The following is a 26251-nucleotide window of genomic DNA, read 5'->3' as shown; positions in this document are numbered from 1 at the left end:
CTCAGTCCTCGTCCGGCAGGATCATGTGCAGGGCCCAGGAGACGACCGAGATGATCAGGCCGCCGAGAACGGCCGTCCAGAAGCCCTCCACATGGAAGCTCAACTGGAGCTTGCCGCACACCCACGACGTCAGCAGCAGCATCAGCGCGTTGACGATCAGGGTGATCAGGCCCAGGGTCAGGATGAACAGCGGGAAGGTGAGTACCTTCAGGACCGGCTTGACCAGCCAGTTCACCAGGCCGAAGATCAGCGCGACGACGATCAGCGTGCCGGCCTTCTTGGCGGTGCTGTCACCGGTCAGTGTGATCTTGTCCAGGAGCCAGACGGCCACCGCAAGGGCGCCCGCGTTCGCGATCGTCTTGACTACGAAATTCTTCATGTGTCTGATCGTGGCAGAACCGATCGGACACGAGCAGTGAGGCGAGGGCGGCAACGGAGATGAAGGCATTCCGGCTGGACGAACTGGAGGCGGAACGCGCCGCCAACGAGGGCGCCTACCTCCAGTTCCTGCGCGAACGGAACATGTCGGTCGGCCTCTACGCCCTCGACGCGGGCGAGCACGACCCCCAGAAGCCGCACGGCCAGGACGAGGTGTACTTCGTGGTCAGCGGCCGGGCGTCGATCACCGTCGGCCTGGAGACGACCGAGGTGGCGCGGGGCAGCGTGGTGTACGTGCCCGCCGGTGTCGCGCACAAGTTCCACCACATCAGCGAGGACCTGCGGGTCCTCGTCGTGTTCTCTCCCCCCGAGGCGTGAGGGGGCGGTCTCCGGGTTCCCTAGGGGACGGTTCAGGGGAGGACAAGGGCTGCGAGGCCCCCGCGAGGCCCTCCCGCGGCCCTAGCATCGAGTGCGGAACATCGGGACCGTACGAGACGAACGCGTACGCACGAGACGAGAAGGACGAGGGCCATGCGAGGGATCTTCGCGGGACTGCCGTGGTGGGTGAAGTGGGTCGCGGTGCCGGTCATCGCCCTGGTCGTGTTCGGCGGCCTGATAGCGAGCGTCGTCGGATTCGTGATCGGTCTGCTGTTCAAGGCGCTGGTGTTCGTGGCGCTGGTCGGCGGACTGATCTACGTCGTGCGCAAGTTCATGTCCGGTTCGTCCTCGCACGGCGACTGGTGACGCACGAGGGAGCCGGTGACCGGTAAGGGGGTGCCGGTTCCCTCGGGGGAGGGAAGTTTCCCCGTGAGCCCGGCCGCACGCGGTGGCGGGCGGTTAGAGTCCGGAACTCCCCGCGGGGTGCGGCCCCGCGGGTGGCGCAGACACCCCATCCGTGCTTCCCGCCCACGCACGGGCTGCCCCCTCGCGCTTCCGGAGTAAACCCTTGGCCACGGTCGACACCGCACCGGCGGAAACCCCCGCACTCCCCGTCCAGCCCCGCCCCCGCACCCCGCCCGCCCGGCGGCCGTCCGGGATGGCCGTCCCGCGGCAGTCGGCCCCCACGACCCTCATCGGCTCCGTGCAGCGCGCCATGCGGCTGCTGGAGACGGTCGCGGCTCATCCGTACGGCGCCCCCGCCAAGCAGCTCGCGCGCGCGACCGGCCTGGCCCTGCCCACCACCTACCACCTGCTGCGCACCCTGGTGCACGAGGGCTATCTGCGCCGGGACAAGGGGCTCTTCTTCCTCGGTGACGCGGCCGAGCGACTGAGCAGCAGCGGGGCACGGGAGAAACGTCGCGGCAGAGTCGCGGACACGCTCGCGCACTGGCGCGATTCCATCGGCGCCCCGATGTACTACGCGATGTACCGGGACGGGGAGGTCGAGGTGCTGTGCGTCGCCGACTCCCGTGAGGCCCCCGCGGCCGAGGAATGGGCCGACTTCCGCGAGACCGGGCACGCGCACGCCATCGGGCAGTGCCTGCTCTCCCAGCTGGACGAGGGCGCCCGGCGGGAGCATCTCGCGCGCTATCCGGTGCAGACCCTCACGCCGTACACGGTGCGGGACAGCGACGCCCTGCTGCGGCGGCTGGCCCGGGTGCGGCGCATGGAACCGGTGACGGAGCGCCAGGAGTATGCGGTCGGCACGGTCTGCGCGGCGGTCCCCATCACAGTCGGCACGACCGCGGCCACCGTGGCCCTCTCGCTCCCCGCCCATCAGGCCGACCGGCTGCTGCCCGCCGTCCAGCGGCTGCATGCCGAGGTCGGCCGGCACGTGGGGTCCCTCGCCCTCTCTATCAGCATCTGAAAACTTACTCCTTGTGATACATCGAGTACTTTCAGCAAGATTTACCACGGTCAGAGGGATCAAACCCGGCCAGTCGATGTCATATGACGGGGTAGGCGATGCGCGAGTCCGTACAGGCAGAGGTCATGATGAGCTTTCTCGTCTCGGAGGAGCTCTCCTTCCGTATTCCGGTGGAGTTGCGCTACGAGACCGGCGATCCCTACGCCGTGCGGCTCACCTTCCACCTGCCCGGCGATGCCCCGGTCTCCTGGGTCTTCGGCCGCGAACTGCTGATCGACGGCGTCGGACGGCCGTGCGGGGAGGGCGATGTGCGGATCTCCCCCGTCGAGGCCGAGGTGCTGGGCGAGGTGCTGATCAGGCTTCAGGTCGGCAGCGACCAGGCCCTGTTCCGCTCGTCGGCGTCGCCGCTGGTGGCCTTCCTCGACCGTACGGACAAGCTGGTGCCGCTCGGCCAGGAAGGAGCGCTCGCCGACTTCGACGCGCATCTGGACGAGGCGCTGGACCGCATCCTGGCCGAGGAGCAGAGCGCGGGCTGAGACGCCGCGGGGCGGGGACGCTCCACCGGATGGCGCGGGGTCGTGCAGTAACGCTTCTTCACGGGCCTTCGCGGGGGCTCCCGTACGGTGCGGCGGGTGTCCCCGTCCCGCCTCACCACCACCGGGCGGCCGCCCGGCATCCCTCCGTCGGCCGGCCCGTCCCCCTCACCGCTTCCGACGCCGCCCCCGGCCCCCACGCGTCGGCAGGGGATGGCCGCCGGTGGAGGTCTCCGCCTCCGGGGCGCTGCGGTCGGCCGCGACCACCAGGGCGGCGAGCGCGGTGGTGACCGGAACCGAGGCGACCAGTCCGATGGAGCCCACCAGGGTGCGCACGATCTCCTCGGCCACCAGCTCGCTGTTGGCCACCGCCCCCACGCTGCTCTGCGCGATGGAGAAGAGCAGCAGCAACGGCAGCGCGGCACCGGCGTAGGCGAGCACAAGGGTGTTGACGACGGACGCGATGTGGTCGCGGCCGATGCGGATGGCCGCCCGGTACAGCCCGCGCGGGCCCATCGTGGGGTTGGCCTCGTGCAGTTCCCACACCGCCGAGGTCTGGGTGACCGTCACGTCGTCCAGGACGCCGAGCGAGCCGATGATGACGCCGGCCAGCAGCAGACCGCTCATGTCGAGCTTCGGGTACAGACCGTGGATGAGACCGGTGCTGTCGTCGGTGTTGCCGGTCAGGGCGGCCCAGCCGATGAACGCGGAGCCGAGCAGGCCGATCAGGGCCAGTGAGATCAGCGTGCCGAGCACCGCCACCGACGTGCGGGCCGACAGTCCGTGGCACATGTACAGGGCGATCAGCATGATGGCGCTCGACCCGATGACAGCCACGAGCAGCGGATTGGAGCCCTGGAGGATCGCGGGCAGGATGAACTGGTTCAGGACCAGGAAGCTGACCGCCAGCGCCACGAGGGCCATGACCCCGCGGAGCCGGCCCACCACCACGACGGCGAGCGCGAAGACGCCCGCGAGCAGGGCCATGGGGAACGTGCGGTTCACATCGGTGACCGAGTACTGAAGGTCCTTCGGGGCGGTCGGTTCGTAGGCGGTGACGACCTGCTCGCCCTGGTGCAGCTGCCGGGGCTGGTCGGGCTGCACGATCTCGGTGAACGTACGGCCCCTGTCCTTGCCGGTGTCGACGCGGACGGTCGCCTTCTTGCAGGTGCCGCCGGGCGTCTGCCCCGCGGCGGCGCCCCCGGAGCCGCCTCCGGTCGGTGCCCCGCCGGAGGCGTTCACCGAGGCGCAGCTCACCTCGACCACCCGGGTGACGGTTGCCTGCTGGGTCTGCCGGTCGAAGCCGACGCCGCTGTGCTTGTGCGAGGGCGCGCCACCGGGCCAGAGCACCACGAGACCGACCACGACCGCCGCGGTGAACGGCACGAGGATCGCCGCGATCACCTTGCGCAGATGCCGGGAGACGGGCGCGGCGGGCCCATGGCTGTGACTGTGCCCGTGGCCGGCGCCGTGGCCGTGGGCCTGCGTCTGTTCCTGCGCGGGGGCTTGCGCGCGGGCGTGGCCATGGCCGTGACGGTGGCCCTGGCTCGGGTGCTCCGAGCCGTCGGGCCGACGCGGGCCGGGTGGCTGGTACGGGTGCTGGTCCATCCGGGTCATCGCCAGATCATCGCAAGAACCGAGGAGGGCCCACTGTTCAGCGCGTCACTGATGACGCTAGCGTGGAGACACCTTTGCACACGCGGGAGCTCGGAGCACCGGGCTGAGAGGGCGCTGACCTCCGTAGACGCGATGTTTCACGTGGAACATGTGGTGTTCCCCGAGAGACGTCGAACGACGGGAAACGCTGCGTCGACCGCCGAACCTGTTACCGGGTAATGCCGGCGTAGGGAGTAGGTCTCATGACCAACAAGGACGCACGCACGCCTGCCTCCGTCCAGGACGACATGTCCTCGGAGGCCGGGAAGTCCATCGGCTGGCACAAGGCGTATATCGAGGGCTCCCGCCCCGACCTGCGCGTGCCGGTCCGTCAGGTGCACCTCACCAACGGGCAGTCGGTCACCCTGTACGACACGTCGGGCCCGTACACCGATCCGCTCGCCGACACCGATGTGCGCCGGGGCCTGGCGCCGCTGCGGGAGAACTGGATCATCGCCCGCGGCGACACGGAGGAGTACGCGGGCCGTCCCGTCCGTCCCGAGGACGACGGGATCAAGCACACCTCGCCGCGCGGCGGGCTGCGCAACCTGGACGCGGTCTTCCCGGGGCGTCCGCGGCAGCCGCGGCGGGGCCGCGGCGGACAGGCGGTGACGCAGCTCGCGTACGCGCGCCGGGGCGAGATCACGCCGGAGATGGAGTTCGTGGCCCTCAGGGAGAACGTCTCCCCCGAGGTGGTGCGCGACGAGATCGCGGCGGGCCGGGCGGTGCTGCCGGCCAACGTCAACCACCCGGAGATCGAGCCGATGATCATCGGCAAGCGGTTCCTGGTGAAGGTGAACGCCAACATCGGCAACTCCGCGGTGACGTCGTCCATCGAGGAGGAGGTCGAGAAGATGACCTGGGCGACCCGCTGGGGCGCCGACACGGTCATGGACCTCTCCACCGGCCGCAACATCCACACCACCCGCGAGTGGGTGCTGCGCAACTCCCCCGTCCCGATCGGCACGGTGCCGCTGTACCAGGCGCTGGAGAAGGTCGACGGCAAGGCCGAGGAACTGACCTGGGAGATCTACAAGGACACGGTCATCGAGCAGGCCGAGCAGGGCGTGGACTACATGACCGTCCACGCGGGCGTGCGGCTGCCGTTCGTACCCCTCACGGCCAACCGCAAGACCGGCATCGTCTCGCGCGGCGGCTCCATCATGGCCGCGTGGTGCCTGGCGCACCACAAGGACTCGTTCCTGTACGAGAACTTCGAGGAACTGTGCGAGATCCTCGCCGCCTACGACGTCACGTACTCGCTGGGCGACGGGCTGCGCCCCGGCTCCATCGCGGACGCCAACGACGAGGCGCAGTTCGCGGAGCTGCGGACGCTCGGGGAACTGAGCAGGATCGCCCGCCGGTTGAACGTGCAGACGATGATCGAGGGTCCCGGGCACGTCCCGATGCACAAGATCAAGGAGAACATCGACCTCCAGCAGGAGATCTGCGACGAAGCCCCGTTCTACACGCTCGGCCCGCTGACCACGGACATCGCGCCGGCGTACGACCACATCACCTCCGGCATCGGCGCCGCGATGATCGCCTGGTGGGGCACGGCGATGCTCTGCTACGTCACGCCGAAGGAGCACCTGGGGCTGCCCAACCGGGACGACGTCAAGACCGGCGTCATCACCTACAAGATCGCCGCCCACGCGGCCGACCTCGCCAAGGGGCACCCGGGCGCGCAGGACTGGGACGACGCCCTCTCGGACGCGCGCTTCGAGTTCCGCTGGGAGGACCAGTTCAACCTGGCCCTCGACCCGGACACGGCCCGCGACTTCCACGACGAGACCCTCCCGGCCGAACCCGCCAAGACGGCCCACTTCTGCTCCATGTGCGGCCCGAAGTTCTGCAGCATGAAGATCTCCCAGGACATCCGCCGCGAACACGGCGGCAACCGGGCCGAGATCGAGGAGGGCATGGCCCGGAAGTCGAAGGAGTTCGCCGAGGCGGGGAACAGGGTGTACCTGCCGATCGCGGACTGACCGACGCGCGGACGAGCGCCGTTCCGGACGGGGAATCCGGGGCGGCGCTCGCCGGTGCACCCGCTTGCCCACCCGCCCGTACGTCCGCTCGCCCGCGCGTCGACCGTGGCCGCCGAGGGCGGGGAGCAGGGTGGGCCGCTGCGGAAATCCGGTCGCGGGCCGGGTGGCGAGCGGTGATGCTTGCCGGTCGGGAGGGATGCCGATGGGTGGGTTCCTGAGGTGCAATCTGTTTCGCGGGGTGGATCACCGGCAGGTTGACGCGGCGTTGGACGAGTTCTGGCGGGCGGAGGGGTACCGGCTCGTCGACGCGGGGGTGGGGCAGGGGGATTTCTACACGCTGTACGAGGAGTACAACGGCTGGACCGTGCTCGACTGGACGCGGGGCTGGGAGTGGGATCTTCGGCGGCGTGCGCAGTTGCACGTGTCCCGCGTGTACGACTGCCCCGGCCTGCTGGCCTTCCTGTACGACGGGGACTACTGGGGGTATGAACTCTTCCACCACGGTGCCGAGGTGGACCACTTCGTCCAGCAGGCCGACGCGGACCAGGGCTTCTTCGCGGACCGGCCGGTGGAGGGGCGTCCCGAGCTGCTGCTGGAGCAGTTCCCGGAACTGGGGCTCGACCTGGCGGACGCGCGCGGGTATCTGACCGGCTACCGCGTCGACGATCCGGCGTTCGACGACTTCGCCTGGGAGGACGACGATCCCCGCAACAGTCCGGTCCGCGAGGGGGACGGGTACGGCCGCTTCGACGGCGGGGCGCTCTTCGACTTCCTCCGCTTCCTCGGGGTGAAGTGGCACACCGGCCGGGACGCCGACCCGCCCGCCTGGCGCTGGTTCACCACCGAGCCGTCGTAGCGCGGGCGACCGGCAGGGCACGCGACTCGCCGTACCGGCGAGCCGGTTGGCGGCGGCTCGCGGGACGGCGGACGGTCGGCTGTCCGGGACGGGATCGGTCAGTCCGGCTGGTGTCCCGGGCCGTGGTCGGGGCCGGCGTGTTCCGAGCCGGTGTAGTGGGGGCGGTCGGTGAGGGCCTCCTGGAGGAAGGGGACGATGCCGCGCTCCAGCAGGGCGTCCTCCCAGTCCGTTCTCGCTCTGACGACCTCCTCGGCGGCGGCGTCGCGGGCCCGGGATTCGGGGGAGGCGCCGTTGCGCAGGGCGGTGACGAGCAGGCCGACGGCCGCGACGAGGAGTGCGGCCACGGTCAGGGCCCCGAACACCCAGCCGGCGGTGAGCATGGTGCCGGCGAAGGACTGGCCGGGGTCCAGGGTTCTCAGGATGTAGCCGATGAGCAGGAATATCGCCGCCGCGGTCGCGGACAGGAGCGGCGCCAGGACGGCGACGACCGCGACCGCGCCCGCGCCGTGCGGGGCGGCGAGGTCCGTCGCGACCGCGTTCGGCTCGGCGGGACCGGCCGCCCCCGAGCCCTGCTCCGGGTGGCGCAGTTCGTCGCGGACCCGCACATAGCGCTGGTACTCGACGGCCGCGGCCGCCGCGATGAGCGCGGAGGCGTCGATGGCCATGGCGCGCAGTTGCGCGCGGCTGAGCCGCTGTCCCACGGCGGCCAGTTCCGGTCGGTGTGGTGCGGAGCGCAGTACCTCGTCGAGGAGCCGTTCGAACTCCCGGCGGTCCTCGCTCCGCAGGTGCTGCGGAAGGCTGTTCATGTGCATCCCCCGATGCTCCGTAGGGCTTGGGGCTCGCACACCGGCGAGCCGTCGGGCAGAAACGGAGGGGAGCCTGCTACGGATAAGCAGATGGTAGAGCCGTGACGGCGGGTGGTGACAGGGGATTGCCGGAAATTGCCTTCCGGCCTGCGCGTACGCCCGAGGGCCCGGACCCGGACGGGGAACGTCAGCCTTCCAGGGGGAGTTGCCTCACCAGCAGCTTCCCGGCCATGGTCACCCCGCCGTCCATGGCGATGGCGAGCCCGTCCGCGTAGACGTGCGGACCCGCGACCACCGGACCGGTGCTCTCCTCGCCCTCCTCGGAACCGACCTCGCCGAGGAGGTAGGGGATGGGGCTGTGCCCGTGCACGATCCGCGTGCCGCCGTAGGTGTCCAGCAGGGAGCGCACGGCGTCGGCGCCGCCCTCGTCGCGGAAGGAGAAGCGCTTGGTGAACTTGCGGAAGAGGTCCCAGCACTCGTCCGCGTCATTGCGGGTGAGTCTCTCGCGGACCGTGTCGTTGACGGCCTCGATCGAGTCGCCGTAGTCGAGGTAGGCCGTGGTGTCGGAGTGCACCAGCAGATAGCCGTCGACCTCCTCGAGCGCGTCGAGACGGGCCATCCACTGCAGATGGTGGTCCTGGAGGCGGTCCATGTCGGTCTTCTGGCCGCCGTTGAGCAGCCAGGCCGCCTGGAACGTCGCGGTGCCGGCGCCGGAGTTGACCGGCGTGTCGCCGAACCGCTTGGCGCCGAGCAGCAGCAGCTCGTGGTTGCCCATGAGCGCCTTGCAGTAGCCGCCGGCCGCGGCCGCCTCGGCGGACAGCCGCATCACCAGGTCGATCACGCCGATGCCGTCCGGGCCGCGGTCGGTGAAATCGCCGAGGAACCACAGCCGGGTGGTGCCCGCGCACCACTGGCCCGCCTCGTCGATCAGCCCCTGCTCCCGCAGGGCGGCCATCAGTTCGTCGAGGTAGCCGTGCACGTCCCCGACGACGTAGAGCGGCCCCGGACCGGCCGCGGGCTGCGGAGCCGGGGCGGCGGGGGCCGGTTCGACGGGGACCTGGAGCGTGTCGCCGCGGTTGATGACGGGCAGGTCGCGCTCGGTGGGGGTGTACCCCTCGGGGTACGACTCCTCGGCGGGCGGCGCGGCCTCCTCCTGCTGGGCGTGGGGGACGTACGGACCGGACTCGTGGACGTACGCGGGCACCCGGAAGTCTCGCAGCGTCGCCGTCCGCTCCACCTCGGGTCCCTGACCGGCCCCCTGAGTCATCAGACCCCTCCACCATCGCGCCGCATCTGCACCGCTTCGGACTGCCTGGTCGCAGCGGTCCGCGGTGTCGTGGGCCCATCATAGGAATGCGCGTCGCGCCATGTGATGACCCAGGGGTGGTGAATCGGAACAACCCTCCGCTTCACCGGGGCTTTCGCCCCGTTTGGGCAGGTGTTCGCCTGCGGTCGGCGGACCGTAGGCCCGGTACGGCCCGCCCGGCGTCTCGGTCGAACGGTGTCCTCCACCCGCGCGGGGCCCGTCCTACGTGTCGTCCGGGGACCGGGGCGGGCTGACCGTGGTGCGTGGGGGCCGCCGCTGGGAGGAGGTGCGCACGATCAGCTCGGTCGGTATGACCTGCTCCACCGGCTGCTCCGACTCCACGCCCTCGATGGCGTCGATGAGCAGCTGCACCACGGCCGTGCCGATGCGGCGCGGCTTGAGGGAGAGCGTGGTGACGGGCGGCTCGGTGCTGGCGTACACGGTGGACTCGCTGCAGCACACCAGCAGCAGGTCGTCCGGGACGCGCAGCCCGTAGCGGCGGGCGGCGGCGAGCAGGTCGGTGCCGTTGGGGTCGAACAGTCCGTAGACGGCGTCGGGCCGGTCGGGGCGGGCGAGCAGCCGGTCGGCGGCGACGGCACCCGCGCACGGGTCGTGCGCCGGGTAGGCCTCGTAGACCGGGTCCTGGCCGACCCGCTCGCACCAGTGCAGGTACGCCGTGGTCGACAGATGGGTGTACGTGTCGGTCGAGGTGCCCGTGAGCAGGCCGATCCGGCGGGCGCCGGCCGCGGCGAGGTGGTCGAGGATGCCGAGGACGGCGGCCTCGTGGTCGTTGTCCACCCACGCGGTGACCGGGAGCTCGCCGGCCGGGCGGCCGTCGGAGACGACGGGCAGGCCCTGGCGGACCAGCTCGCTGACCACCGGGTCCTGGTCCGAGGGGTCGATGACGACGGTGCCGTCGAGGGCGACGTTGGACCACACGTCGTGGCGGGAGGTCGCGGGCAGGATGACCAGGGCGTAGCCCCGGGCCAGCGCGGCCGAGGTGGCGGCCCGCGCCATCTCGGCGAAGTACGCGAACTCCGTGAAGGTGAAAGGTTCATCCCCGTACGTGGTCACGGTCAGGCCGATCAGCCCCGACTTGCCGGTACGGAGGGTGCGGGCGGCGGCCGAGGGGCGGTACCCCAGCCGGTCGGCGACCTCGCGGACATGGCGCCGGGTGGCGTCCGGGAGCCGGCCCTTGCCGTTGAGGGCGTCGGAGACGGTCGTGATGGAGACCCCGGCGGCGGCGGCCACGTCCCTGATGCCCGCCCGGCCCGGCCGACTGCCTCGACGTGAGGTTTCCGCGCGGCTCACCTGGTGCTTCCCTGCTGCTGTCATGGCGAGCCGATAGTAGGGCTCATGCGGTGGGGTAGTGCGGACGCATATGCACTCGTTGACAGGCACGTTTCTGCATGGCTCAAATGGGTTAACTGCCTATGAATCAAAGGTAGTTGAGCGCTTTCTTGGCAGGACATGGCGTAACGGCGCGCATGAGCCTGCCAACCGTCCCATGTTTCGAAGAGGTCTCAACTCACCTGCACGGGTGATGCGCGCTACGGCGCGAGCCACCGGCGCATAGATATATGTACGGTGCGCCCCCCGAAAGATCCGCCTTCATGCGGCGATGTCCCGTGATGCCCCTGTTGCCGTCGCGGTCACACGAGGTTTGCCCACGGCCGGTACTCAGCGCAGCCGAATCCTCATATGGTGAGCAGTATTGGAAGCCGGCGGCGTCGACGGTCCGCCGGTGGTCGCGAGGAGGACTGTGGTGAGCGAGACGAGCCCGAAGCTGCGCGCCGAGCTGGAGGGTATCCCCACCTACAAGCCGGGCAAGCCGGCCGCGTCCGACGGACCGGCCGCCTACAAGCTGTCCTCGAACGAGAACCCGTACCCGCCGCTTCCCGGGGTGCTGGAGAGCGTGACGGCGGCCGCCGCCTCCTTCAACCGCTACCCCGACATGGCGTGCGCCGCCCTGACCGAGGAGCTGGCGGAGCGCTTCGGGGTGCCCGCCACGCACGTGGCCACCGGCACGGGTTCGGTGGGCGTCGCCCAGCAGCTGATCCAGGCGACCAGCGGCCCCGGCGACGAGGTGATCTACGCCTGGCGGTCCTTCGAGGCGTACCCGATCATCACGCAGGTCAACGGGGCCCGGTCGGTGCAGGTGCCGCTCACGGAAGGCGATGTGCACGACCTGGACGCGATGGCGGACGCGATCACCGACCGGACGCGGCTGATCTTCGTCTGCAACCCGAACAACCCGACCGGCACGGTGGTGCGGCGGGCCGAGCTGGAGCGCTTCCTGGACCGGGTGCCCAAGGACGTCCTGGTGGTGCTGGACGAGGCGTACCGGGAGTTCAACCGCGACCCCGAGGTGCCCGACGGCGTGGAGCTGTACCGGAAGCGACCCAACGTCTGCGTCCTGCGGACGTTCTCCAAGGCGTACGGGCTCGCCGGGCTGCGCGTCGGTTTCGCGATCGCCCATGAGCCGGTGGCCGCCGCGCTGCGCAAGACGGCGGTGCCGTTCGGCGTGAGCCAGCTGGCGCAGGAGGCGGCGATCGCCTCGCTGCGGGCCGAGGACGAGCTGCTGGGCCGGGTCGGCTCGCTGGTGTGCGAGCGCACCCGCGTGGTCGACGCGCTGCGCGCGCAGGGCTGGACGGTGCCGGAGACGCAGGCCAACTTCGTGTGGATGCGGCTCGGGGAGCGTACGACGGCGTTCGCGCAGGCCTGTGAGGAGCACGGCGTGGTGGTCCGGCCGTTCGCGGGCGAGGGTGCCCGGGTCACGATCGGCGAGGCGGAGGCGAACGACATCTTCCTGAAGGTCGCGGAGGCCTTCCGCAACCAGCCGTAAGCCGGTTCACGGCTGTAATCCGGCTCACGCCGGAGAAGATCACGGGCGCCCGGCAGAGCCGGGCGCCCGTTTCACGTGAAAGGGGACATTGGCGTCAACTGCCGTGCGGGCGGCGGGAGTTACCCACGAACGGGCAGATCCATGCCCGCCCTACGGCCCCTTCCTCGCGACCTTCGGGGGACTTCGGGAATCTTGACTCCGAGGCAAGAGAACGCCCCCGGACTTCCTGGCTGAAAAGCAGTGCGCAATAATGGCTTGTGAATGTGAACGCGTTCACAAGCACGTCCCGTTTGCCCCGTTTGCAGGTGACAGGCGGGGCGAATCGCCGCAGTACCACGGCGTAGTAAGGAGAGTGACGACGTGGACCTGGCTCTGGCGCCGGAGACACTGGCGCGCTGGCAGTTCGGCATCACGACCGTCTACCACTTCCTGTTCGTTCCACTGACGATCTCCCTGGCCGCCCTCACGGCCGGGTTGCAGACGGCCTGGGTCCGCACGGAGAAGGAGAAGTACCTCAGAGCGACGAAGTTCTGGGGGAAGCTCTTCCTGATCAACATCGCGATGGGTGTGGTCACCGGCATCGTGCAGGAGTTCCAGTTCGGCATGAACTGGTCCGACTACTCGCGCTTCGTCGGTGACATCTTCGGCGCTCCGCTCGCCTTCGAGGCGCTGATCGCGTTCTTCTTCGAGTCCACGTTCATCGGGCTGTGGATCTTCGGCTGGGACAAGCTGCCGAAGAAGATCCACCTGGCCTGCATCTGGATGGTCTCGATCGGCACGATCCTGTCGGCCTACTTCATCCTCGCGGCCAACTCCTGGATGCAGCACCCGGTCGGCTACAAGATCGACAAGGTCAGGGGGCGCGCCGAACTCACCGACTTCCTGGCGGTGCTCACCCAGAACACCGCGCTGAGCCAGGTCTTCCACACGCTGGCCGCCGCGTTCCTGACCGGTGGCGCCTTCATGGTCGGCATCTCCGCCTACCACCTGGCCCGCAAGAAGCACATCCGCGAGATGAAGACCTCGCTGCGGCTGGGCCTGATCACCGTCGTCATCGCCGGCATGCTCACCGCGGTCAGCGGCGACACCCTCGGCAAGGTCATGTTCAAGCAGCAGCCGATGAAGATGGCCGCCGCCGAGGCGCTGTGGGACGGCCAGAAGCCGGCTCCGTTCTCGATCTTCGCCTACGGCGACGTGGAGAAGGGCCACAACACGGTCGCGATCGAGATACCCGGCCTGCTCTCCTTCCTCGCCAACGACAACTTCACGTCGGAGGTCCCGGGGATCAACGACGTCAACAAGGCCGAGCAGCAGCAGTTCGGACCCGGCGACTACCGGCCCAACATCCCCGTCGCCTTCTGGGGCTTCCGCTGGATGATCGGCTTCGGCATGGCGTCCTTCGCCCTCGGCCTGGCCGGACTCTGGCTCACCCGCAAGAAGTTCATGCTGCCCGAGCATCTGCGGGTCGGAGAGGACGAGGTGCCGCACCTGGTGCTGTTCGGGAAGAAGGCGCTCGGCCCGAGGACGGCCCCCTGGTTCTGGCGCGTCGCGACCTGGACCATGGCCTTCCCGCTGATCGCCAACTCCTGGGGCTGGATCTTCACCGAGATGGGCCGTCAGCCGTGGGTCGTCTACGGCGTCCTGCGGACCCGGGACGCGGTCTCCCCCGGTGTCTCCCAGGGCGAGGTCCTCACCTCGATGATCGTCTTCACCTCGCTGTACGCGATCCTCGCGGTGATCGAGGTCAAGCTGCTCGCGAAGTACGTCAAGGCCGGCCCGCCCGAGCTGACCGAGGACGACCTCAACCCGCCCACGAAGATCGGCGGCGACACCCGTGACGCCGACAAGCCGATGGCCTTCTCGTACTAGGCCGAGGGAACAGTCATGGAACTTCACGACGTCTGGTTCGTCCTGATCGCCGTCCTGTGGACCGGCTACTTCTTCCTGGAGGGCTTCGACTTCGGGGTCGGCATCCTCACCAAGCTGCTGGCCCGGGACCGGTCCGAGCGCCGTGTGCTCATCAACACCGTCGGACCGGTCTGGGACGGCAACGAGGTGTGGCTGCTCACGGCGGGCGGCGCGACCTTCGCCGCCTTCCCCGAGTGGTACGCCACCCTCTTCTCCGGCTTCTACCTGCCCCTGCTGGTCATCCTGGTCTGCCTGATCGTCCGCGGCGTCGCCTTCGAGTACCGGGCGAAGCGGCCCGAGGAGAACTGGCAGCGCAACTGGGAGAGGGCGATCTTCTGGACCTCCCTGATCCCGGCGTTCCTGTGGGGCGTGGCCTTCGGGAACATCGTGCGGGGCGTCAAGATCGACCGGCACTTCGAGTACGTCGGCAGCTTCTGGGACCTGCTCAACCCCTATGCCCTGCTCGGCGGGTTGGTGACGCTCACGCTGTTCACCTTCCACGGCGCGGTGTTCACGGCGCTCAAGACCGTCGGCGACATCCGGGGGCGGGCACGGCAGCTGGCCCTGTGGGCCGGACTCCTCGCGGCCGTGCTGGCGGTGGCCTTCCTGCTGTGGACGCAGGCCGACAGCGGTGACGGCAAGAGCCTGGTCGCCCTGATCGTGGCGGCCGTCGCCCTGGTGGGCGCGCTGGTCGCGAACCAGCTCGGACGCGAGGGCTGGGCGTTCAGCCTGTCCGGCCTCACCATCGTGGCGGCCGTGGCGATGCTCTTCCTGTCGCTCTTCCCGAACGTCATGCCCTCCACCCTCGACGGGAACTGGAGCCTGACGGTCAGCAACGCCTCGTCCAGCCCCTACACCCTGAAGATCATGACCTGGCTCGCGGTGATCGCGACCCCGCTGGTGGTGCTCTACCAGGGCTGGACCTACTGGGTGTTCCGCAAGCGGATCGGCACACAGCACATCGCCGAACCCGCACATTGAGTCCGCCGAGGGTGTGTTTCACGTGAAACACACCCTCTGGACCGAAGGGCCTGTTTCACGTGAAACCAGTCGATCCTCGTCTGCTGCGGTACGCCCGTGCCACCCGCTTCTTCCTGGTGGCGGTCGTCGCCCTGGGCGCCGTCGGTGCCGGGCTGGTCATCGCCCAGGCGATGCTCATCGCCGAGGTGGTCGTCGGCGCCTTCCAGCACGGACGGTCCGCCGCCGGACTGTCCACCCCCCTGCTGCTCCTGGTGGCGGTGTCCGCGGGCCGGGCGCTGGTCGCGTGGCTCACCGAACGGGCCGCCCACCGGGCGAGCGCCGCGGTGAAGTCCGAGCTGCGGGGACGCCTGCTCGACCGGGCGGCGGCGCTCGGCCCCGGATGGCTCGGCGGACAGCGCACCGGCTCGCTGGTCACTCTCGCCACGCGCGGGGTCGACGCCCTCGACGACTACTTCTCACGCTATCTGCCGCAGCTGGGGCTCGCGGTGGTGGTGCCGGTGGCGGTGCTGGCGCGGATCGTCACCGAGGACTGGGTGTCGGCGGCGATCATCGTCGGCACCCTGCCGCTCATTCCGCTGTTCATGATGCTGATCGGCTGGGCCACCCAGGCGCGGACGGACCGGCAGTGGCGGCTGCTGTCCCGGTTGTCCGGGCACTTCCTGGACGTGGTCGCGGGGCTGCCCACACTGAAGGTGTTCGGCCGGGCCAGGGCCCAGGCGGAGTCCATCCGCCGGATCACCGGTGAGTACCGCCAGGCGACCATGCGGACCCTGCGGATCGCCTTCATCTCGTCCTTCGCGCTGGAGCTGCTGGCCACGCTGTCGGTGGCGCTGGTCGCCGTGACGATCGGCATGCGGCTGGTCCGCGGCGACATGGATCTGTACATCGGGCTGGTGATCCTGGTGCTGGCGCCGGAGGCGTATCTGCCGCTGCGCCAGGTCGGGGCCCAGTACCACGCGGCGGCGGAGGGGCTGGCCGCCGCGGAGGAGATCTTCGCGGTGCTGGAGACGCCGGTGCCGGTGTCCGGGACCGGCGCGGTGCCGTCGGGGGCGGTGGCCTTCGAGGGGGTCACCGTGCGGTATCCCGGGCGGTCCGCGGACGCGGTGGGCGAGGTGTCGTTCACCGTCGAGCCCGGGGAGACCGTCGCGCTGGTCGGGCCGAGCGGGGCGGGCAAGTCGACGCTGCTGGACGTGCTGCTGGGGTTCGTACGGCCCGCCGCGGGCCGGGTGCGGGTCGGAGGCGTCGATCTCGCCGAGCTGGACATGGCGGAGTGGCGGTCGCGGATCGCGTGGGTGCCGCAGCGCCCGCACCTGTACGCCGGGACGATCGCCGAGAACGTGCGGCTGGCGCGGCCGGACGCGGACGACGACGCCGTGCGCCGGGCGCTGCGGGACGCGGGGGCGCTCGACTTCGTGGACGCGCTGCCCGAGGGCGCCGGCACGGTACTCGGGGAGGACGGGGCCGGGCTGTCGGCGGGGCAGCGGCAGCGGCTGGCTCTCGCGCGGGCGTTCCTCGCGGACCGGCCCCTGCTGGTGCTGGACGAGCCGACGGCGGCGTTGGACGGGGCGACCGAGGGGGAGGTCGTCTCGGCGGTTCGCCGGCTGGCGGCCGGCCGGACGGTGCTGGTGGTCGTGCACCGGCCCGCGCTGCTGGAGGTGGCCGACCGGGTGGTGCGGCTGGACTCCGCGGAACCGGTGGGCGCGCGTGAGTACGCCGGGCCTTCCGCGGGACCGCGCTCCCCGGATCCCCGGCCTCGTCCCCTGGCCGCCCGGAACGGCCCGCTGGAAGGGGAGCCCTCCGAGCCGGAAGGGCAGGAGGGATCGGAGCGGGCGCGGAGCGTGCTCGGCTGGGTCCGGGGGATGGCCGGGGCCCGGCGGGGGAGGCTGGTGCTCGCCTGGCTGCTCGGGGGGATGGCGCTCGGGAGTGCCGTCGGGTTGATGGCGACCTCCGGGTGGCTGATCTCGCGCGCCTCGCAGCAGCCGCCGGTGCTGTACCTGATGGTGGCGGTGACGGCGACGCGGGCGTTCGGGATCGGGCGGGCCGTGTTCCGCTACGCCGAGCGGCTGGTCTCGCACGACGCCGTGCTGCGGATGCTGGCCGACACCCGGGTCGCGGTCTACCGGCGGCTCGAACGCCTCGCGCCCGCGGGGCTGCGCACCGCCCGCCGCGGTGATCTGCTGACCCGGCTGGTCGCGGACGTGGACGCGCTCCAGGACTACTGGCTGCGCTGGCTGCTGCCCGCCTCCGTCGCCGTACTCGTCTCGGGCGCGACCGTCGGCTTCACCGCCTGGCTGCTGCCCGAGGCGGGCGCCGCCCTCGCGGTGGGCCTGCTCGCGGCCGGGGCCGGCGTGCCGCTGGTGACCGCGACCGCGGCCCGGCACACCGAACGCCGGCTGGCACCCGCCCGCGGCGAACTCGCCACCCGCGTCGCCGATCTGCTCACCGGCACCGCCGAGCTGACCGTGGCCGGCGCGCTGCCCGCCCGTACCGGCGCGGCCCGGCGCGCGGACACCGCCCTGACCCGGATCGCCTCGCGCGCCGCCGCCGTCACCGCGCTCGGTGACGGGCTCACCGCGCTGGTCTCCGGCCTGACCGTCACGGCCATGGCGTTGCTCGGCGTCCAGGCGGTGGCGGCGGGGCGGCTCGGCGGCGTCGCGCTGGCCGTCGTCGTGCTCACCCCGCTGGCCGCGTTCGAGGCCGTGCTCGGGATGCCGCTCGCCGTCCGCTACCGGCAGCGGGTGCGGCGCAGCGCGGAGCGGGTGCGCGAGGTGCTGGACGCACCCGAGCCGGTGTCCGAGCCCGAGCGGCCCCGGCAGGCACCCGCGACACCGTTCCCGGTCGTCCTCAAGGGACTGACCGCGCGGCACGCGGGGCAGCGGCAGGAGGCGCTGGCCGGGCTCGACCTGACGCTGGAGCAGGGCCGCCGGATCGCCGTGGTCGGGGCCTCCGGCTCCGGCAAGACGACCCTCGCCCAGGTACTGCTGCGCTTCCTCGACCCGCGCTCCGGCTCCTACACCCTCGCCGGGGTGAACGCCCGCGAGCTGGCCGGGGACGACGTGCGGCGGCTGGTCGGGCTGTGCGCGCAGGACGCGCACCTCTTCGACAGTTCGGTGCGCGAGAACCTGCTGCTGGCCAGGAAGGACGCCACCGAGGCAGAGCTGCGCGGGGCGCTGGACCGGGCCCGGCTGCTCGACTGGGTGGACGGGCTGCCCGACGGCCTGGACACGCTGGTGGGCGAGCACGGGGCGCGGCTGTCCGGCGGCCAGCGGCAGCGGCTCGCGCTGGCCCGCGCGCTCCTCGCCGACTTCCCCGTGCTGGTCCTCGACGAGCCCGCCGAACACCTGGACCTGCCCACGGCCGACGCCCTCACCGCCGATCTGCTCGCCGCCACCGAGGGCCGTACGACCCTGCTCATCACCCACCGGCTCGCCGGTCTTGACGAGGTGGACGAGGTGCTGGTGCTCGACGCGGGCCGCGTCGTGCAGCGGGGCCCCTACGGGGAACTGGCCGTCGTGGACGGTCCGTTGCGCGAGATGGTGCGCCGGGAGGCGGAGGCGGAGACGCTGGTGGGCTCGCGGTGACGCCCCGGCACCCGCTGCGGCGGGTGCCGGAGCGGTCGTGCTCAGCCGTGCAGGTCGAGCAGCTGCTCGATCACGATCGCCACGCCGTCCTCGGTGTTGGCGGCCGTTCGGCCGGAGGCGGCGGCGACGGCGTCGGGGTGGGCGTTGCCCATGGCGTACGAGCGGCCGGCCCAGGTCAGCATCTCGATGTCGTTGGGCATGTCCCCGAACGCGACGACCTCCTCGTGCGAGATGCCGCGTTCGGCGCAGCACAGGGCGAGCGTGCTGGCCTTGGAGACGCCGGGGCCGCTGAGTTCCAGCAGGGCGCTGGGGCTGGAGCGGGTGACGGTGGCGCGCTCACCGACGGCCAGCCGGGCCAGGGTGAGGAAGGCGTCGGGGTCGAGGGCCGCGTGGTGGGCGAGGATCTTGAGCACGGGCTGTCCGGCGGTCGGTCCGTCGGGCGCGAGCAGTTCCTCCGCGGACAGCAGGTGGCCCGGCACCTCCATGTGCAGCTTGGGGTAGGCGGGTTCCTGGTGGAACCCGTACGTCTGCTCGACCGCGAACACCGTGCCCGGCGCGGCCTCGCGCAGCAGCCGTACGGCGTCCAGGGCGTTGGCGCGGGCCAGGTCGCGCACCTTGGTGAAGCGGTGGGCGCCGGGGCCGCCGTGCAGGTCGACCACGGCCGCGCCGTTGCCGCAGATGGCCAGCCCGTGGCCGTGCACATGGTCGCTGACGACGTCCATCCAGCGGGCCGGGCGGCCGGTGACGAAGAAGACCTCGATGCCCGCCTGCTCGGCGGCGGCCAGGGCGGCGACGGTCCGCGGGGACACCGACTTGTCGTCGTGCAGCAGGGTGCCGTCGAGGTCGGTGGCGATCAGCCGCGGGCGGATCGCGGCGGCGGGGGTCCCGGCTTGTCTGGTCGCTGAGGTCATCCGGTCATTCTCGCGCATATGCCCGCACGGGCGTGCGGAACTGTGCACAGATGAGACACAGATGACGCTCCGGTCGCCCCCACCGCCCCACGAGTCGTCTCCGGGCGCATCAGTCCAGCTGCGCGAGGGCCTCCATGGCGATCTTCTCGAAGACCTTCTGGTCGGCGGCGAAGTCGGAGTCCGGGATGGGCCAGTGGAGGACGATCTCGGTGAAGCCCAGGTCCCGGTGGCGGCCGGCGAAGTCCACGAACGCGTCCAGGGAGGCGAGCGGGCGGCCGCGGTCCGGGGTGAAGCCGGTGAGCAGGATCTTGCCCATGCCGGCGGCGTCCCGGCCGGCCTCCGCGCAGGCGTCGGTCAGCCGGGCGAGCTGGTCGCGCAGCGCCGCCACGGACTGCTCCGGAGTGCCGGTCTCGTACAGCTTCGGGTCGCCCGTGGTCACCCAGGCCTGACCGTGGCGCGCGGCGAGCCTCAGGCCGCGCGGGCCGGTGGCTGCGACAGCGAACGGCAGCCGGGGGCGCTGGACGCAGCCGGGGACGTTCCGGGCCTCGCCCGCCGAGTAGAAGCGGCCCTCGTACGACACCGCGTCCTCGGTGAGCAGCCGGTCGAGCAGCGGCACGAACTCGGCGAACCGGTCGGCGCGCTCGCGCGGGGTCCACGGGTCCTGGCCGAGGGCGGTGGCGTCGAAGCCGGTGCCGCCGGCGCCGATGCCGAGGGTGACGCGGCCGCCCGAGATGTCGTCCAGGGAGATCAGTTCCTTGGCGAGGGTGACCGGGTGGCGGAAGTTCGGGGAGGTGACCAGGGTACCCAAACGCATACGCTGCGTAACCATCGCTGCCGCCGTCAGCGTGGGGATCGCGCCGAACCACGGCCCGTCGCGGAAACTTCGCCAGGAGAGATGGTCGTAGGTGTACGCGGCGTGGAAGCCGAGGTCTTCGGCCCGCCGCCAGGTCTTCTGCCCTTCGGCCCACCGGTGGATGGGGAGGATCACCGTGCTCAGACGCATGGCCCCGACGATACGCGGGCTTCCCGCGGCCACCGATGTGCCGGCCGGCGGCGCGGGTTCGGGAAGCAGCGCCGGTGTCGCGGCGGAGGTCGCTACCGTGGCGTCATGAGCACGTTGGCCAGAGCCGATGTGAGGCCATGAGAAGAGGCGATGGTGGACGCCTACGGCGACGAGGAGCAGCGGACCGGCTTGTTCACCATGCTTGAGGAGTACCTCGATGTGCCCTTCACCACCATGGTTCTCGGCGTGGAGGTGACGGTGCGCGGCGTCGGTCTCCCGCCCCTGCCTCTGCCCAGCCCGGTGCCCGAGGAGGCGCAGTGGATCGAGGCGTGCCGCCACTGGGCCGGTTGAGGCCGGACACCTCTCACTTCACGCGGAACTGGTTCGTACGGAAGGACTGAACGTGACCGAGGCCGTGCAGGGCGTGCGTCAGGATGCCGCCGAGCCGTCGCTGGCCGATCTCGTCGAGCGCGGTGCCGAGCTGAAGGGTGAGCTGGTCGCCTTCGCTCAGGGCGCCCGTTTCGACCGCTGGTTGACGCCCCTCCTGCTGGAGGCGGCTGGGCCTGAGCGACTGCTGGACGAGGGAGAGACGATCAGGATCATCGACCACTTCATCCTGCGACACCGCCTGCCGGACGGCTCGACCGTAGTGGACCGGTTCGTCGCCGGACGGAAGGACCTGACCCCGTCGGACCGGGAGATGCTGCTCGGCTGGCGTGATCCGGTCGAGGGCATCTTCGAGGTCCGGCGGAAGGAAGGGGATGCCGTCGTCCTGCTCGACCTGATCAGCGACCTGGAGTACCGCACCTACTCGAATGTCGGGCGGGCTGCGTTCCGCGGAGTGTCCAAGGGAGGATTCCTCCACGCCTGCCTGGTACCCGTTCCGTCGGCCGGCGGAGCGTGGCTGGTGTCCGGGGCGATGTCGTACTACCCGAGGTCCAGTGCCGCCGACATCGCACAGGCGGCAATCGAACTGGCCACCAGCCGGCCCGAGCTGGTCTTCCGCAACCCTCAGAAGATCGAGCAGGGGTGGCAGCGGATGAGGGAGGACCGGGCCGCGTTCGTCGAGTTCTTCGGCGGCGACGAGCTGGTCCTTCCGCCTGCCGAAGCGGAGGGCCTCCTCAATGCCTACTACCGCCACCGCCAGCAGGCCGCTGTCGCCGCACAGCCCGGCCGTGCCCGGCGTCGCCGGCTCCCCGGACCGGACCTGCCCCTCTTCGCGTTCCCGCGCGAACTCGCGGACGCGGAGACCATCGGCGTCATCCACGACCAGGTCGACGGGCTCAACTTCTACGCCGACTACGGGATGCTGCGGGACCTCTTCGCGGACCCCGCCCGCACGGGCCGCAGCCGGCACCAGGACCTGCTGCGCACGTACCTCCGCGAGGAGTCGATCACGCCACTGCCGATCCGCCGTCTGGCCGCCGCCTACCCGGACACCGCCGACGCGGTGTTCCGAAAGCTCCTGCGGCAACCGGCATTCACCTGGAGCGAGCATGGCGACGCGCTGCTGCGTCGGCGTAAGCCCTGGTACTACGAGAGCGACCCGCGCCCGGGGGTGTCCGTGATCGGCGACCGTCTGTGCGAGCTGCTCGGTGCGGGAGGGCGCTGAGCTCGTACGTGGGGAAGCACCGGCAGAGACAGCACGCGTACCGCGGTATCAGGCACCAGCTGCTCGGTGAGGAGCCGCGCCGTTACGAGGAGGAACACGGCGCGTTCACCGACGAGGAGCCGGCCGCGGCCCAGGCCGGAATCTTCGGCGCGGCCGAGCACGAGGAGTCGGCGAGCGCCGCGTGAACCACCGCATCGAGACCGTCGTACGGGACTCCCAAGGGCTGTCCGCCCGGATCTCGCAGGACCGGGCCGTGCCTGGGTGAACACCGCCCGACGTACGTCTTCACAGGTCAGGCCGCGATTCGTGAACGAGGCTTGACCGAGGTGACCAGGGTGCCGAGGCGGAGCCGCTCGGTGGCGGCCGCGGCGGCGGTCAGGGTGGGGACGGCGCCGGACCAGGGGCCGTCGCGGAAGCTGCGCCAGGACGGGTGGTCGTGGGTGTACGCCGTGGGGAAGCCCAGCTGCTCGGCGCGGACCCAGGTGGCGCGGCCGCCCTCGTGCCGGCGGCGGTACGGAAGGATCACGGTGCTCGGACGCAGACTCATGCGTTCGAGGGCAAGCGGACGGGGCCACGGGGGAGCGAGCGGTCGCACCGTGTGCTCAGTGGGCCGCGGGGAAGCGCAGGTACTGCGGCGGGACCGCGGCGGTCAGCCACACGCCGTTGGCGCTGACGTGGAAGACGTGGCCGTCGCGGTGCATGGCGGCGGCGTCGACACCGAGGACGACGGGTCGGCCGCGGCGGGCGCCGACGCGGGTGGCGGTGTCGCGGTCGGGCGAGAGGTGCACGGCGTGCCGGCCCATCGGCTTGAGACCGGTCGCGCGGATCGGGGCCAGGGCGAGGGGGGTGGTGCCGTGGAAGAGGTACGGCGGTGGGGTGGCCGGGGGGAGGCCGAGGTCGACGGTGATGCTGTGACCCTGGGCGGCGCGGATCCTGGCGCCGTCGATCGTGAAGCGCTGTTTGCCGTCGGCGGCGACGACGGTGTCGAGTTCCTCGCGGGTGAAGGGGAAGCCGTGGGTCCTCGCCGCGGTGACCAGGGTGCCGATGTCGACCCAGCCGGCGGGGTCGGGGGTGAGGCCGATGCGGGCCGGCTGGTGGCGGAGGTGCCGGGAGAGGTACTTCGAGATCTTGATCGCGCGTCTTTCGTCCATGGGTTCAGGGTGTGGGAGAGACGCGGATCACGCAGCTCGATTTCGCCGGGAGGTTTGATCCACAGACAACTGCGTTTATCCACAGGGGGACGGGGTGCTTCTGTGGACAACGGAGGCGCTCCGGTGGGGAGTTGGGAGGGCATACCTCCAACGCCACGCCTCACAGCTTCGGTTCCACCCGCGCCAGCCGTCGCAGCGCCCCCGGCATCACCCTCGACAGGACGTGCGCGCCCCGGGCCTCCGGGGTCACCGGGACCACCGGCCGGTTGCGGGCCACCGCGTCCAGGACGGCGGAGGCCACCTTCTCCGGAGGGTAGTCGCGCAGGCCGTACAGGCGGGCCGAACTCTTCCGGAGGCGCCGTTCCTCCGTCTCGTCCGCGCCGGCGAAACGCGCCGTCGACGTGATGTTCGTGTTGACGATGCCGGGGCAGATCGCCGTGACGCCGATGGACCGGGAGGCCAGTTCCGCGCGGAGGCACTCCGAGAGCATGAGGACCGCGGCCTTGGAGGTGCTGTACGCGGGGAGGACCCGGGAGGGCTGGTACGCGGCCGCGGAGGCGATGTTCACGATGTGGCCGCCCTGCCCCCGCTCAGCCATCCGCGCCCCGAACAGCCGGCAGCCGTGGATCACGCCCCAGAGGTTGACGTCGAGGACCGTGCGCCAGTCCTCGGTGGTCGTGGCGAAGAAGGACCCGGACAGGCCGATGCCCGCGTTGTTGACCAGCACGTCCACCACGCCGTACGCACGGTGGACCCGCTCGGCCAGCTTCTCCATCGCCTGCTCGTCGGAGACGTCCGCCGTCTCGGCCCACGCCTGGGGCGCGCCGATCAGCCGGGCCAGCTCCGCCGTGCGGGCCGCCGCCTCCGCGTCGCGGTCCACGGCCACCAGCCGCGCGCCCGCCTCCGCGAACGCGAACGCCGTCGCCCGGCCGATGCCGCTGCCCGCGCCGGTGATCAGCACCAGCTGCCCGCCGAAACGGGCCGCGTGGGGCCCGGTCGCCCCCGGCTCGGGGCGGCCGCCCTCCACCGACGCCACGAACTCCTCGATCCACGCGCACAGCTGGTCGGGCCGGGTGCGCGGCACCCAGTGCTTGGCCGGGATCGTGCGCCGGGTCAGCTGCGGGACCCAGCGGTCCAGGTCGTCGTACAGCCGCTCGGAGAGGAACGCGTCGTCCTGGGGCGTGATCAGCTGCACCGGCGCGTGCGCGTACGCGTCCGGGCGGGGGTGGCTCAGCCGCGGGCGGACGTTGTCCCGGTACAGCCAGGCGCCGTGGGCCGCGTCACCGGGCAGGGACGCGGTCGGGTAGTCGCCCGCGGCGACGCCCTCGGCCCGCTCCAGGAGCCCCGGCCAGCGCTTGCCGAGCGGGCCGCGCCAGGCCGCCTCCGGCAGGACGGGGGTGTGCAGCATCCCCACGTACCAGGACTTGGCGCCCTGGCCGAGGAGCTGGGCCGCGCGGCGGGGCGTCGGACGCCTCAGGCGGTCCTTGATCCAGTGCCCGAAGTGGTCCAGGGACGGCCCCGAGATCGTGGTGAAGGAGGCGATGCGGCCCTCGGTACGGCCGACCGTGACGAACTCCCAGGACTGCACCGAGCCCCAGTCGTGCCCGACGAGATGCACGGGGCGGTCCGGACTCACCGCGTCCACCACGGCCAGGAAGTCGTCCGTGAGCTTGGCCAGCGTGAAACCGCCGCGCAGTGGCCGCGGCGCGGTGGAGCGGCCGTGTCCCCGGACGTCGTACAGCACCACGTGGAAGCGCTCCGCGAGGCGCGGGGCCATCTCGGACCACACCTCCTTGCTGTCCGGATAGCCGTGCACCAGGACCACCGTCGGTTGCCGGGCGTCGCCCAGTTCGGCCACGCACAGCTCGATCCCGCCGGTCCGCACCGTGCGCTCGCGCGCACCCTTCAGCGTCGTCACTTCTCCTCCGCCCAGCGCCGCACGTGCGGCAGGTCGTCGTCCAGCCAGAACGCGCTCTCCTCGGGGTCCTTCGAGTCGGTGACCACGAGGATCTCCTCGAACTTCGCCCCCGTACCCCGGAAGCCGAGGTGCGGTTCGACCGCCCACAGGCCCGGCTTCGGCGGGTGGTCCGAGAAGCGGTGGGGCGACCACAGCGGGGACCAGCCCTCGCGGTGGCCGCGCAGCGCGTCCGAGACCAGGCCCTTCAGGGACTGCGTCCCGAACCCGAACAGGTGGGGCGCCCAGCGGCGTTCCCGCACCCTGTCCACCTTGTGGGCGATCACGCCGAAGGGGTAGGCGCGGTGCCGGTTGGCACAGCCCTGACGGACCATCAGCCGCTCCACGTCCTCGTAGATCTCGCGCAGGGAGCGCCGCTCGCGCGTCTCGCGCAGGATCAGCTCGCGGTGCGCCTCCAGGTCGGCCATCAGCCGGTCGTGCAGGGGGTCGGCCCCGAGGGACCCGGAGTAGCCGATGTCCGCCGTGTATCCCTCGTACACCGGGGCCATGTCCAGGATGAACGGCATCCCGGGCGCCAGCTCGCGGTCGGTGGGGAAGAACTGCAGCGGGACGCGGAAGTCCACGAACGCCGTGCGGTCCCCGAACCAGGCGAAGGGCAGATGGAACCAGTCCCGCACCCCGCGCTCGCGCAGCCACTCCCGCTGCATCCGCGCCGCCTCACGCTCGGTCACGCCCGGCTCCAGGCGCGCGGCGACCGCCTCCGCGCACTCGTAGGCGAGGCGCTGCACCGATCTGAATCCCCGCAGTTCCGTGGTGAGTTCGCTGCTCACTGCCGTCGTCATGCCGCCTCGTCCCGTGGTCCGGCCGGGTCACGTCGGCTGCGGTACGCGTCCGTAACGTGACAGGGGAGAATCTCGCAGTTGTTAGAGGTCGCGTCAATAGGCGGGAGTGCCGGCCGGGGACGGCTCCGGGTGTCCCCTCGGGCCGGGCAGCCCCTAGGGTGCCGTAATACCT

General features: G+C 71.3%; 23 protein-coding genes and 1 pseudogene. 13 read left to right on the top strand and 11 right to left on the bottom strand.

Translation table 11 applies throughout. The features are described from left to right. Nucleotide 1: 1 nt before the first annotated feature. A complete protein-coding gene (locus tag QSK45_RS13635) occupies nucleotides 2-379 on the bottom strand; it encodes a phage holin family protein (protein WP_285556532.1) in 378 nt (125 codons plus the stop codon). Between the two features lie 59 nt (nucleotides 380-438). Between QSK45_RS13635 and QSK45_RS13630 the strand changes: the two genes are divergently transcribed. The 4 genes from QSK45_RS13630 (at nucleotide 439) to QSK45_RS13615 (ending at nucleotide 2721) form a co-directional block, all read left to right on the top strand. After that, the gene (locus QSK45_RS13630) at nucleotides 439-756 is read left to right on the top strand and encodes a cupin domain-containing protein (protein WP_285556530.1); all 318 of its coding nucleotides are present in this window, start codon (nucleotides 439-441) and stop codon (nucleotides 754-756) included. A 153-nt stretch (nucleotides 757-909) separates the two neighbouring features. Then, nucleotides 910-1122 carry a DUF5326 family protein gene (locus QSK45_RS13625; protein ID WP_285556528.1) on the top strand — a complete coding sequence of 71 codons (213 nt, stop codon included), beginning with the start codon at nucleotides 910-912 and terminating at the stop codon, nucleotides 1120-1122. Between the two features lie 202 nt (nucleotides 1123-1324). Beyond that, nucleotides 1325-2185: an IclR family transcriptional regulator gene (locus QSK45_RS13620; RefSeq protein WP_285556527.1), complete on the top strand. Its 861-nt coding sequence runs from the start codon at nucleotides 1325-1327 to the stop codon at nucleotides 2183-2185. Nucleotides 2186-2283: 98 nt separating this feature from the next. Continuing rightward, nucleotides 2284-2721 carry an SsgA family sporulation/cell division regulator gene (locus tag QSK45_RS13615; protein WP_285556525.1) on the top strand — a complete coding sequence of 146 codons (438 nt, stop codon included), beginning with the start codon at nucleotides 2284-2286 and terminating at the stop codon, nucleotides 2719-2721. Between the two features lie 165 nt (nucleotides 2722-2886). Here QSK45_RS13615 and QSK45_RS13610 read toward each other — a convergent pair whose 3' ends face one another. After that, entirely contained in the window at nucleotides 2887-4335 is a 1449-nt protein-coding gene (locus tag QSK45_RS13610; protein ID WP_285556523.1) for a YibE/F family protein, read from the bottom strand. A 242-nt stretch (nucleotides 4336-4577) separates the two neighbouring features. Here QSK45_RS13610 and thiC point away from each other — a divergent pair, with 242 nt between their 5' ends. Both thiC and QSK45_RS13600 read left to right on the top strand, forming a co-directional pair. Continuing rightward, a complete protein-coding gene (gene thiC / locus QSK45_RS13605; RefSeq protein WP_285556522.1) occupies nucleotides 4578-6362 on the top strand; it encodes a phosphomethylpyrimidine synthase ThiC in 1785 nt (594 codons plus the stop codon). A 238-nt stretch (nucleotides 6363-6600) separates the two neighbouring features. Beyond that, nucleotides 6601-7218 carry a hypothetical protein gene (locus QSK45_RS13600; protein ID WP_285556521.1) on the top strand — a complete coding sequence of 206 codons (618 nt, stop codon included), beginning with the start codon at nucleotides 6601-6603 and terminating at the stop codon, nucleotides 7216-7218. Nucleotides 7219-7316: 98 nt separating this feature from the next. Here the strand turns inward: QSK45_RS13600 and QSK45_RS13595 are convergent, their stop codons facing one another. The 3 genes from QSK45_RS13595 to QSK45_RS13585 all read right to left on the bottom strand — a co-directional run bounded on the left by QSK45_RS13595 (nucleotide 7317) and on the right by QSK45_RS13585 (nucleotide 10665). Next, nucleotides 7317-8030 (bottom strand): hypothetical protein, encoded by a 714-nt coding sequence (locus tag QSK45_RS13595; protein ID WP_285556519.1) that lies wholly within the window; start codon nucleotides 8028-8030, stop codon nucleotides 7317-7319. A gap of 181 nt (nucleotides 8031-8211) precedes the next feature. Beyond that, entirely contained in the window at nucleotides 8212-9291 is a 1080-nt protein-coding gene (locus QSK45_RS13590) for a metallophosphoesterase (protein ID WP_285556517.1), read from the bottom strand. A 261-nt stretch (nucleotides 9292-9552) separates the two neighbouring features. Further along, nucleotides 9553-10665: a LacI family DNA-binding transcriptional regulator gene (locus tag QSK45_RS13585; RefSeq protein WP_285556516.1), complete on the bottom strand. Its 1113-nt coding sequence runs from the start codon at nucleotides 10663-10665 to the stop codon at nucleotides 9553-9555. Nucleotides 10666-11095: 430 nt separating this feature from the next. On the opposite strand from QSK45_RS13585, the gene hisC reads away from it, so the two are divergent. From hisC to cydD, 4 genes are all read left to right on the top strand, one after another. Beyond that, nucleotides 11096-12175: a histidinol-phosphate transaminase gene (hisC, locus tag QSK45_RS13580; protein WP_285556514.1), complete on the top strand. Its 1080-nt coding sequence runs from the start codon at nucleotides 11096-11098 to the stop codon at nucleotides 12173-12175. Nucleotides 12176-12535: 360 nt separating this feature from the next. Continuing rightward, a complete protein-coding gene (locus QSK45_RS13575) occupies nucleotides 12536-14044 on the top strand; it encodes a cytochrome ubiquinol oxidase subunit I (protein WP_285556512.1) in 1509 nt (502 codons plus the stop codon). 15 nt (nucleotides 14045-14059) lie between these two features. Then, nucleotides 14060-15064: a cytochrome d ubiquinol oxidase subunit II gene (gene cydB, locus QSK45_RS13570; protein ID WP_285556510.1), complete on the top strand. Its 1005-nt coding sequence runs from the start codon at nucleotides 14060-14062 to the stop codon at nucleotides 15062-15064. 59 nt (nucleotides 15065-15123) lie between these two features. Beyond that, on the top strand, nucleotides 15124-18645 hold the full coding sequence (cydD, locus tag QSK45_RS13565) for a thiol reductant ABC exporter subunit CydD (protein ID WP_285556508.1): 3522 nt from the start codon (nucleotides 15124-15126) through the stop codon (nucleotides 18643-18645). 41 nt (nucleotides 18646-18686) lie between these two features. Here cydD and QSK45_RS13560 read toward each other — a convergent pair whose 3' ends face one another. Both QSK45_RS13560 and QSK45_RS13555 read right to left on the bottom strand, forming a co-directional pair. After that, nucleotides 18687-19574 carry an HAD hydrolase family protein gene (locus QSK45_RS13560; RefSeq protein WP_285556505.1) on the bottom strand — a complete coding sequence of 296 codons (888 nt, stop codon included), beginning with the start codon at nucleotides 19572-19574 and terminating at the stop codon, nucleotides 18687-18689. Between the two features lie 91 nt (nucleotides 19575-19665). Then, nucleotides 19666-20559: an LLM class flavin-dependent oxidoreductase gene (locus QSK45_RS13555; protein WP_285556504.1), complete on the bottom strand. Its 894-nt coding sequence runs from the start codon at nucleotides 20557-20559 to the stop codon at nucleotides 19666-19668. 150 nt (nucleotides 20560-20709) lie between these two features. Between QSK45_RS13555 and QSK45_RS13550 the strand changes: the two genes are divergently transcribed. Genes QSK45_RS13550 through QSK45_RS13540 form a run of 3 tightly spaced genes read left to right on the top strand, consistent with a single transcriptional unit; the run spans nucleotide 20710 to nucleotide 22356 of the window. Beyond that, nucleotides 20710-20910: a hypothetical protein gene (locus tag QSK45_RS13550; RefSeq protein WP_285556502.1), complete on the top strand. Its 201-nt coding sequence runs from the start codon at nucleotides 20710-20712 to the stop codon at nucleotides 20908-20910. A 52-nt stretch (nucleotides 20911-20962) separates the two neighbouring features. After that, nucleotides 20963-22171, top strand: coding sequence for a hypothetical protein (locus QSK45_RS13545; protein WP_285556500.1), 1209 nt, complete (start codon nucleotides 20963-20965; stop codon nucleotides 22169-22171). Nucleotides 22172-22179: 8 nt separating this feature from the next. Then, the gene (locus tag QSK45_RS13540; protein ID WP_490993560.1) at nucleotides 22180-22356 is read left to right on the top strand and encodes a hypothetical protein; all 177 of its coding nucleotides are present in this window, start codon (nucleotides 22180-22182) and stop codon (nucleotides 22354-22356) included. A gap of 137 nt (nucleotides 22357-22493) precedes the next feature. On the opposite strand, the pseudogene QSK45_RS13535 reads toward QSK45_RS13540, so the two are convergent. From QSK45_RS13535 to QSK45_RS13520, 4 genes and pseudogenes are all read right to left on the bottom strand, one after another. After that, nucleotides 22494-22718, bottom strand: a pseudogene (locus tag QSK45_RS13535) (LLM class flavin-dependent oxidoreductase); the annotation flags it as partial. A 55-nt stretch (nucleotides 22719-22773) separates the two neighbouring features. Beyond that, the gene (locus QSK45_RS13530; RefSeq protein ID WP_285556498.1) at nucleotides 22774-23322 is read right to left on the bottom strand and encodes an RNA 2'-phosphotransferase; all 549 of its coding nucleotides are present in this window, start codon (nucleotides 23320-23322) and stop codon (nucleotides 22774-22776) included. Nucleotides 23323-23482: 160 nt separating this feature from the next. Continuing rightward, complete coding sequence (locus tag QSK45_RS13525; protein ID WP_285556496.1) at nucleotides 23483-25240, bottom strand: SDR family oxidoreductase; 1758 nt, start codon at nucleotides 25238-25240, stop codon at nucleotides 23483-23485. After that, nucleotides 25237-26079, bottom strand: coding sequence for a M24 family metallopeptidase (locus QSK45_RS13520; RefSeq protein WP_285556495.1), 843 nt, complete (start codon nucleotides 26077-26079; stop codon nucleotides 25237-25239). The genes QSK45_RS13525 and QSK45_RS13520 overlap by 4 nt, the downstream gene beginning before the upstream one ends. Between the last annotated feature and the right edge of the window lie 172 nt (nucleotides 26080-26251).

Origin of the sequence: Streptomyces hygroscopicus subsp. hygroscopicus (genome assembly GCF_030269125.1) — a bacterium.
In the GTDB taxonomy this organism is placed as follows: domain Bacteria; phylum Actinomycetota; class Actinomycetes; order Streptomycetales; family Streptomycetaceae; genus Streptomyces; species Streptomyces hygroscopicus_C.
This window is presented reverse-complemented; position numbering and strand designations above follow the sequence as displayed.

Coding starts and splice junctions, on each gene's coding strand:
- QSK45_RS13530 (WP_285556498.1), bottom strand. CDS start 23,322: ATGGACGAAAGACGCGCGATCAAGATCTCGAAGTACCTCTCCCGGCAC.
- QSK45_RS13520 (WP_285556495.1), bottom strand. CDS start 26,079: ATGACGACGGCAGTGAGCAGCGAACTCACCACGGAACTGCGGGGATTC.
- QSK45_RS13585 (WP_285556516.1), bottom strand. CDS start 10,665: ATGACAGCAGCAGGGAAGCACCAGGTGAGCCGCGCGGAAACCTCACGT.
- QSK45_RS13615 (WP_285556525.1), top strand. CDS start 2,284: ATGCGCGAGTCCGTACAGGCAGAGGTCATGATGAGCTTTCTCGTCTCG.
- QSK45_RS13550 (WP_285556502.1), top strand. CDS start 20,710: ATGGTGGACGCCTACGGCGACGAGGAGCAGCGGACCGGCTTGTTCACC.
- QSK45_RS13595 (WP_285556519.1), bottom strand. CDS start 8,030: ATGCACATGAACAGCCTTCCGCAGCACCTGCGGAGCGAGGACCGCCGG.
- QSK45_RS13560 (WP_285556505.1), bottom strand. CDS start 19,574: ATGCGCGAGAATGACCGGATGACCTCAGCGACCAGACAAGCCGGGACC.
- QSK45_RS13635 (WP_285556532.1), bottom strand. CDS start 379: ATGAAGAATTTCGTAGTCAAGACGATCGCGAACGCGGGCGCCCTTGCG.
- cydB (WP_285556510.1), top strand. CDS start 14,060: ATGGAACTTCACGACGTCTGGTTCGTCCTGATCGCCGTCCTGTGGACC.
- QSK45_RS13590 (WP_285556517.1), bottom strand. CDS start 9,291: ATGACTCAGGGGGCCGGTCAGGGACCCGAGGTGGAGCGGACGGCGACG.
- QSK45_RS13630 (WP_285556530.1), top strand. CDS start 439: ATGAAGGCATTCCGGCTGGACGAACTGGAGGCGGAACGCGCCGCCAAC.
- QSK45_RS13610 (WP_285556523.1), bottom strand. CDS start 4,335: ATGACCCGGATGGACCAGCACCCGTACCAGCCACCCGGCCCGCGTCGG.
- QSK45_RS13625 (WP_285556528.1), top strand. CDS start 910: ATGCGAGGGATCTTCGCGGGACTGCCGTGGTGGGTGAAGTGGGTCGCG.
- thiC (WP_285556522.1), top strand. CDS start 4,578: ATGACCAACAAGGACGCACGCACGCCTGCCTCCGTCCAGGACGACATG.
- QSK45_RS13555 (WP_285556504.1), bottom strand. CDS start 20,559: ATGCGTCTGAGCACGGTGATCCTCCCCATCCACCGGTGGGCCGAAGGG.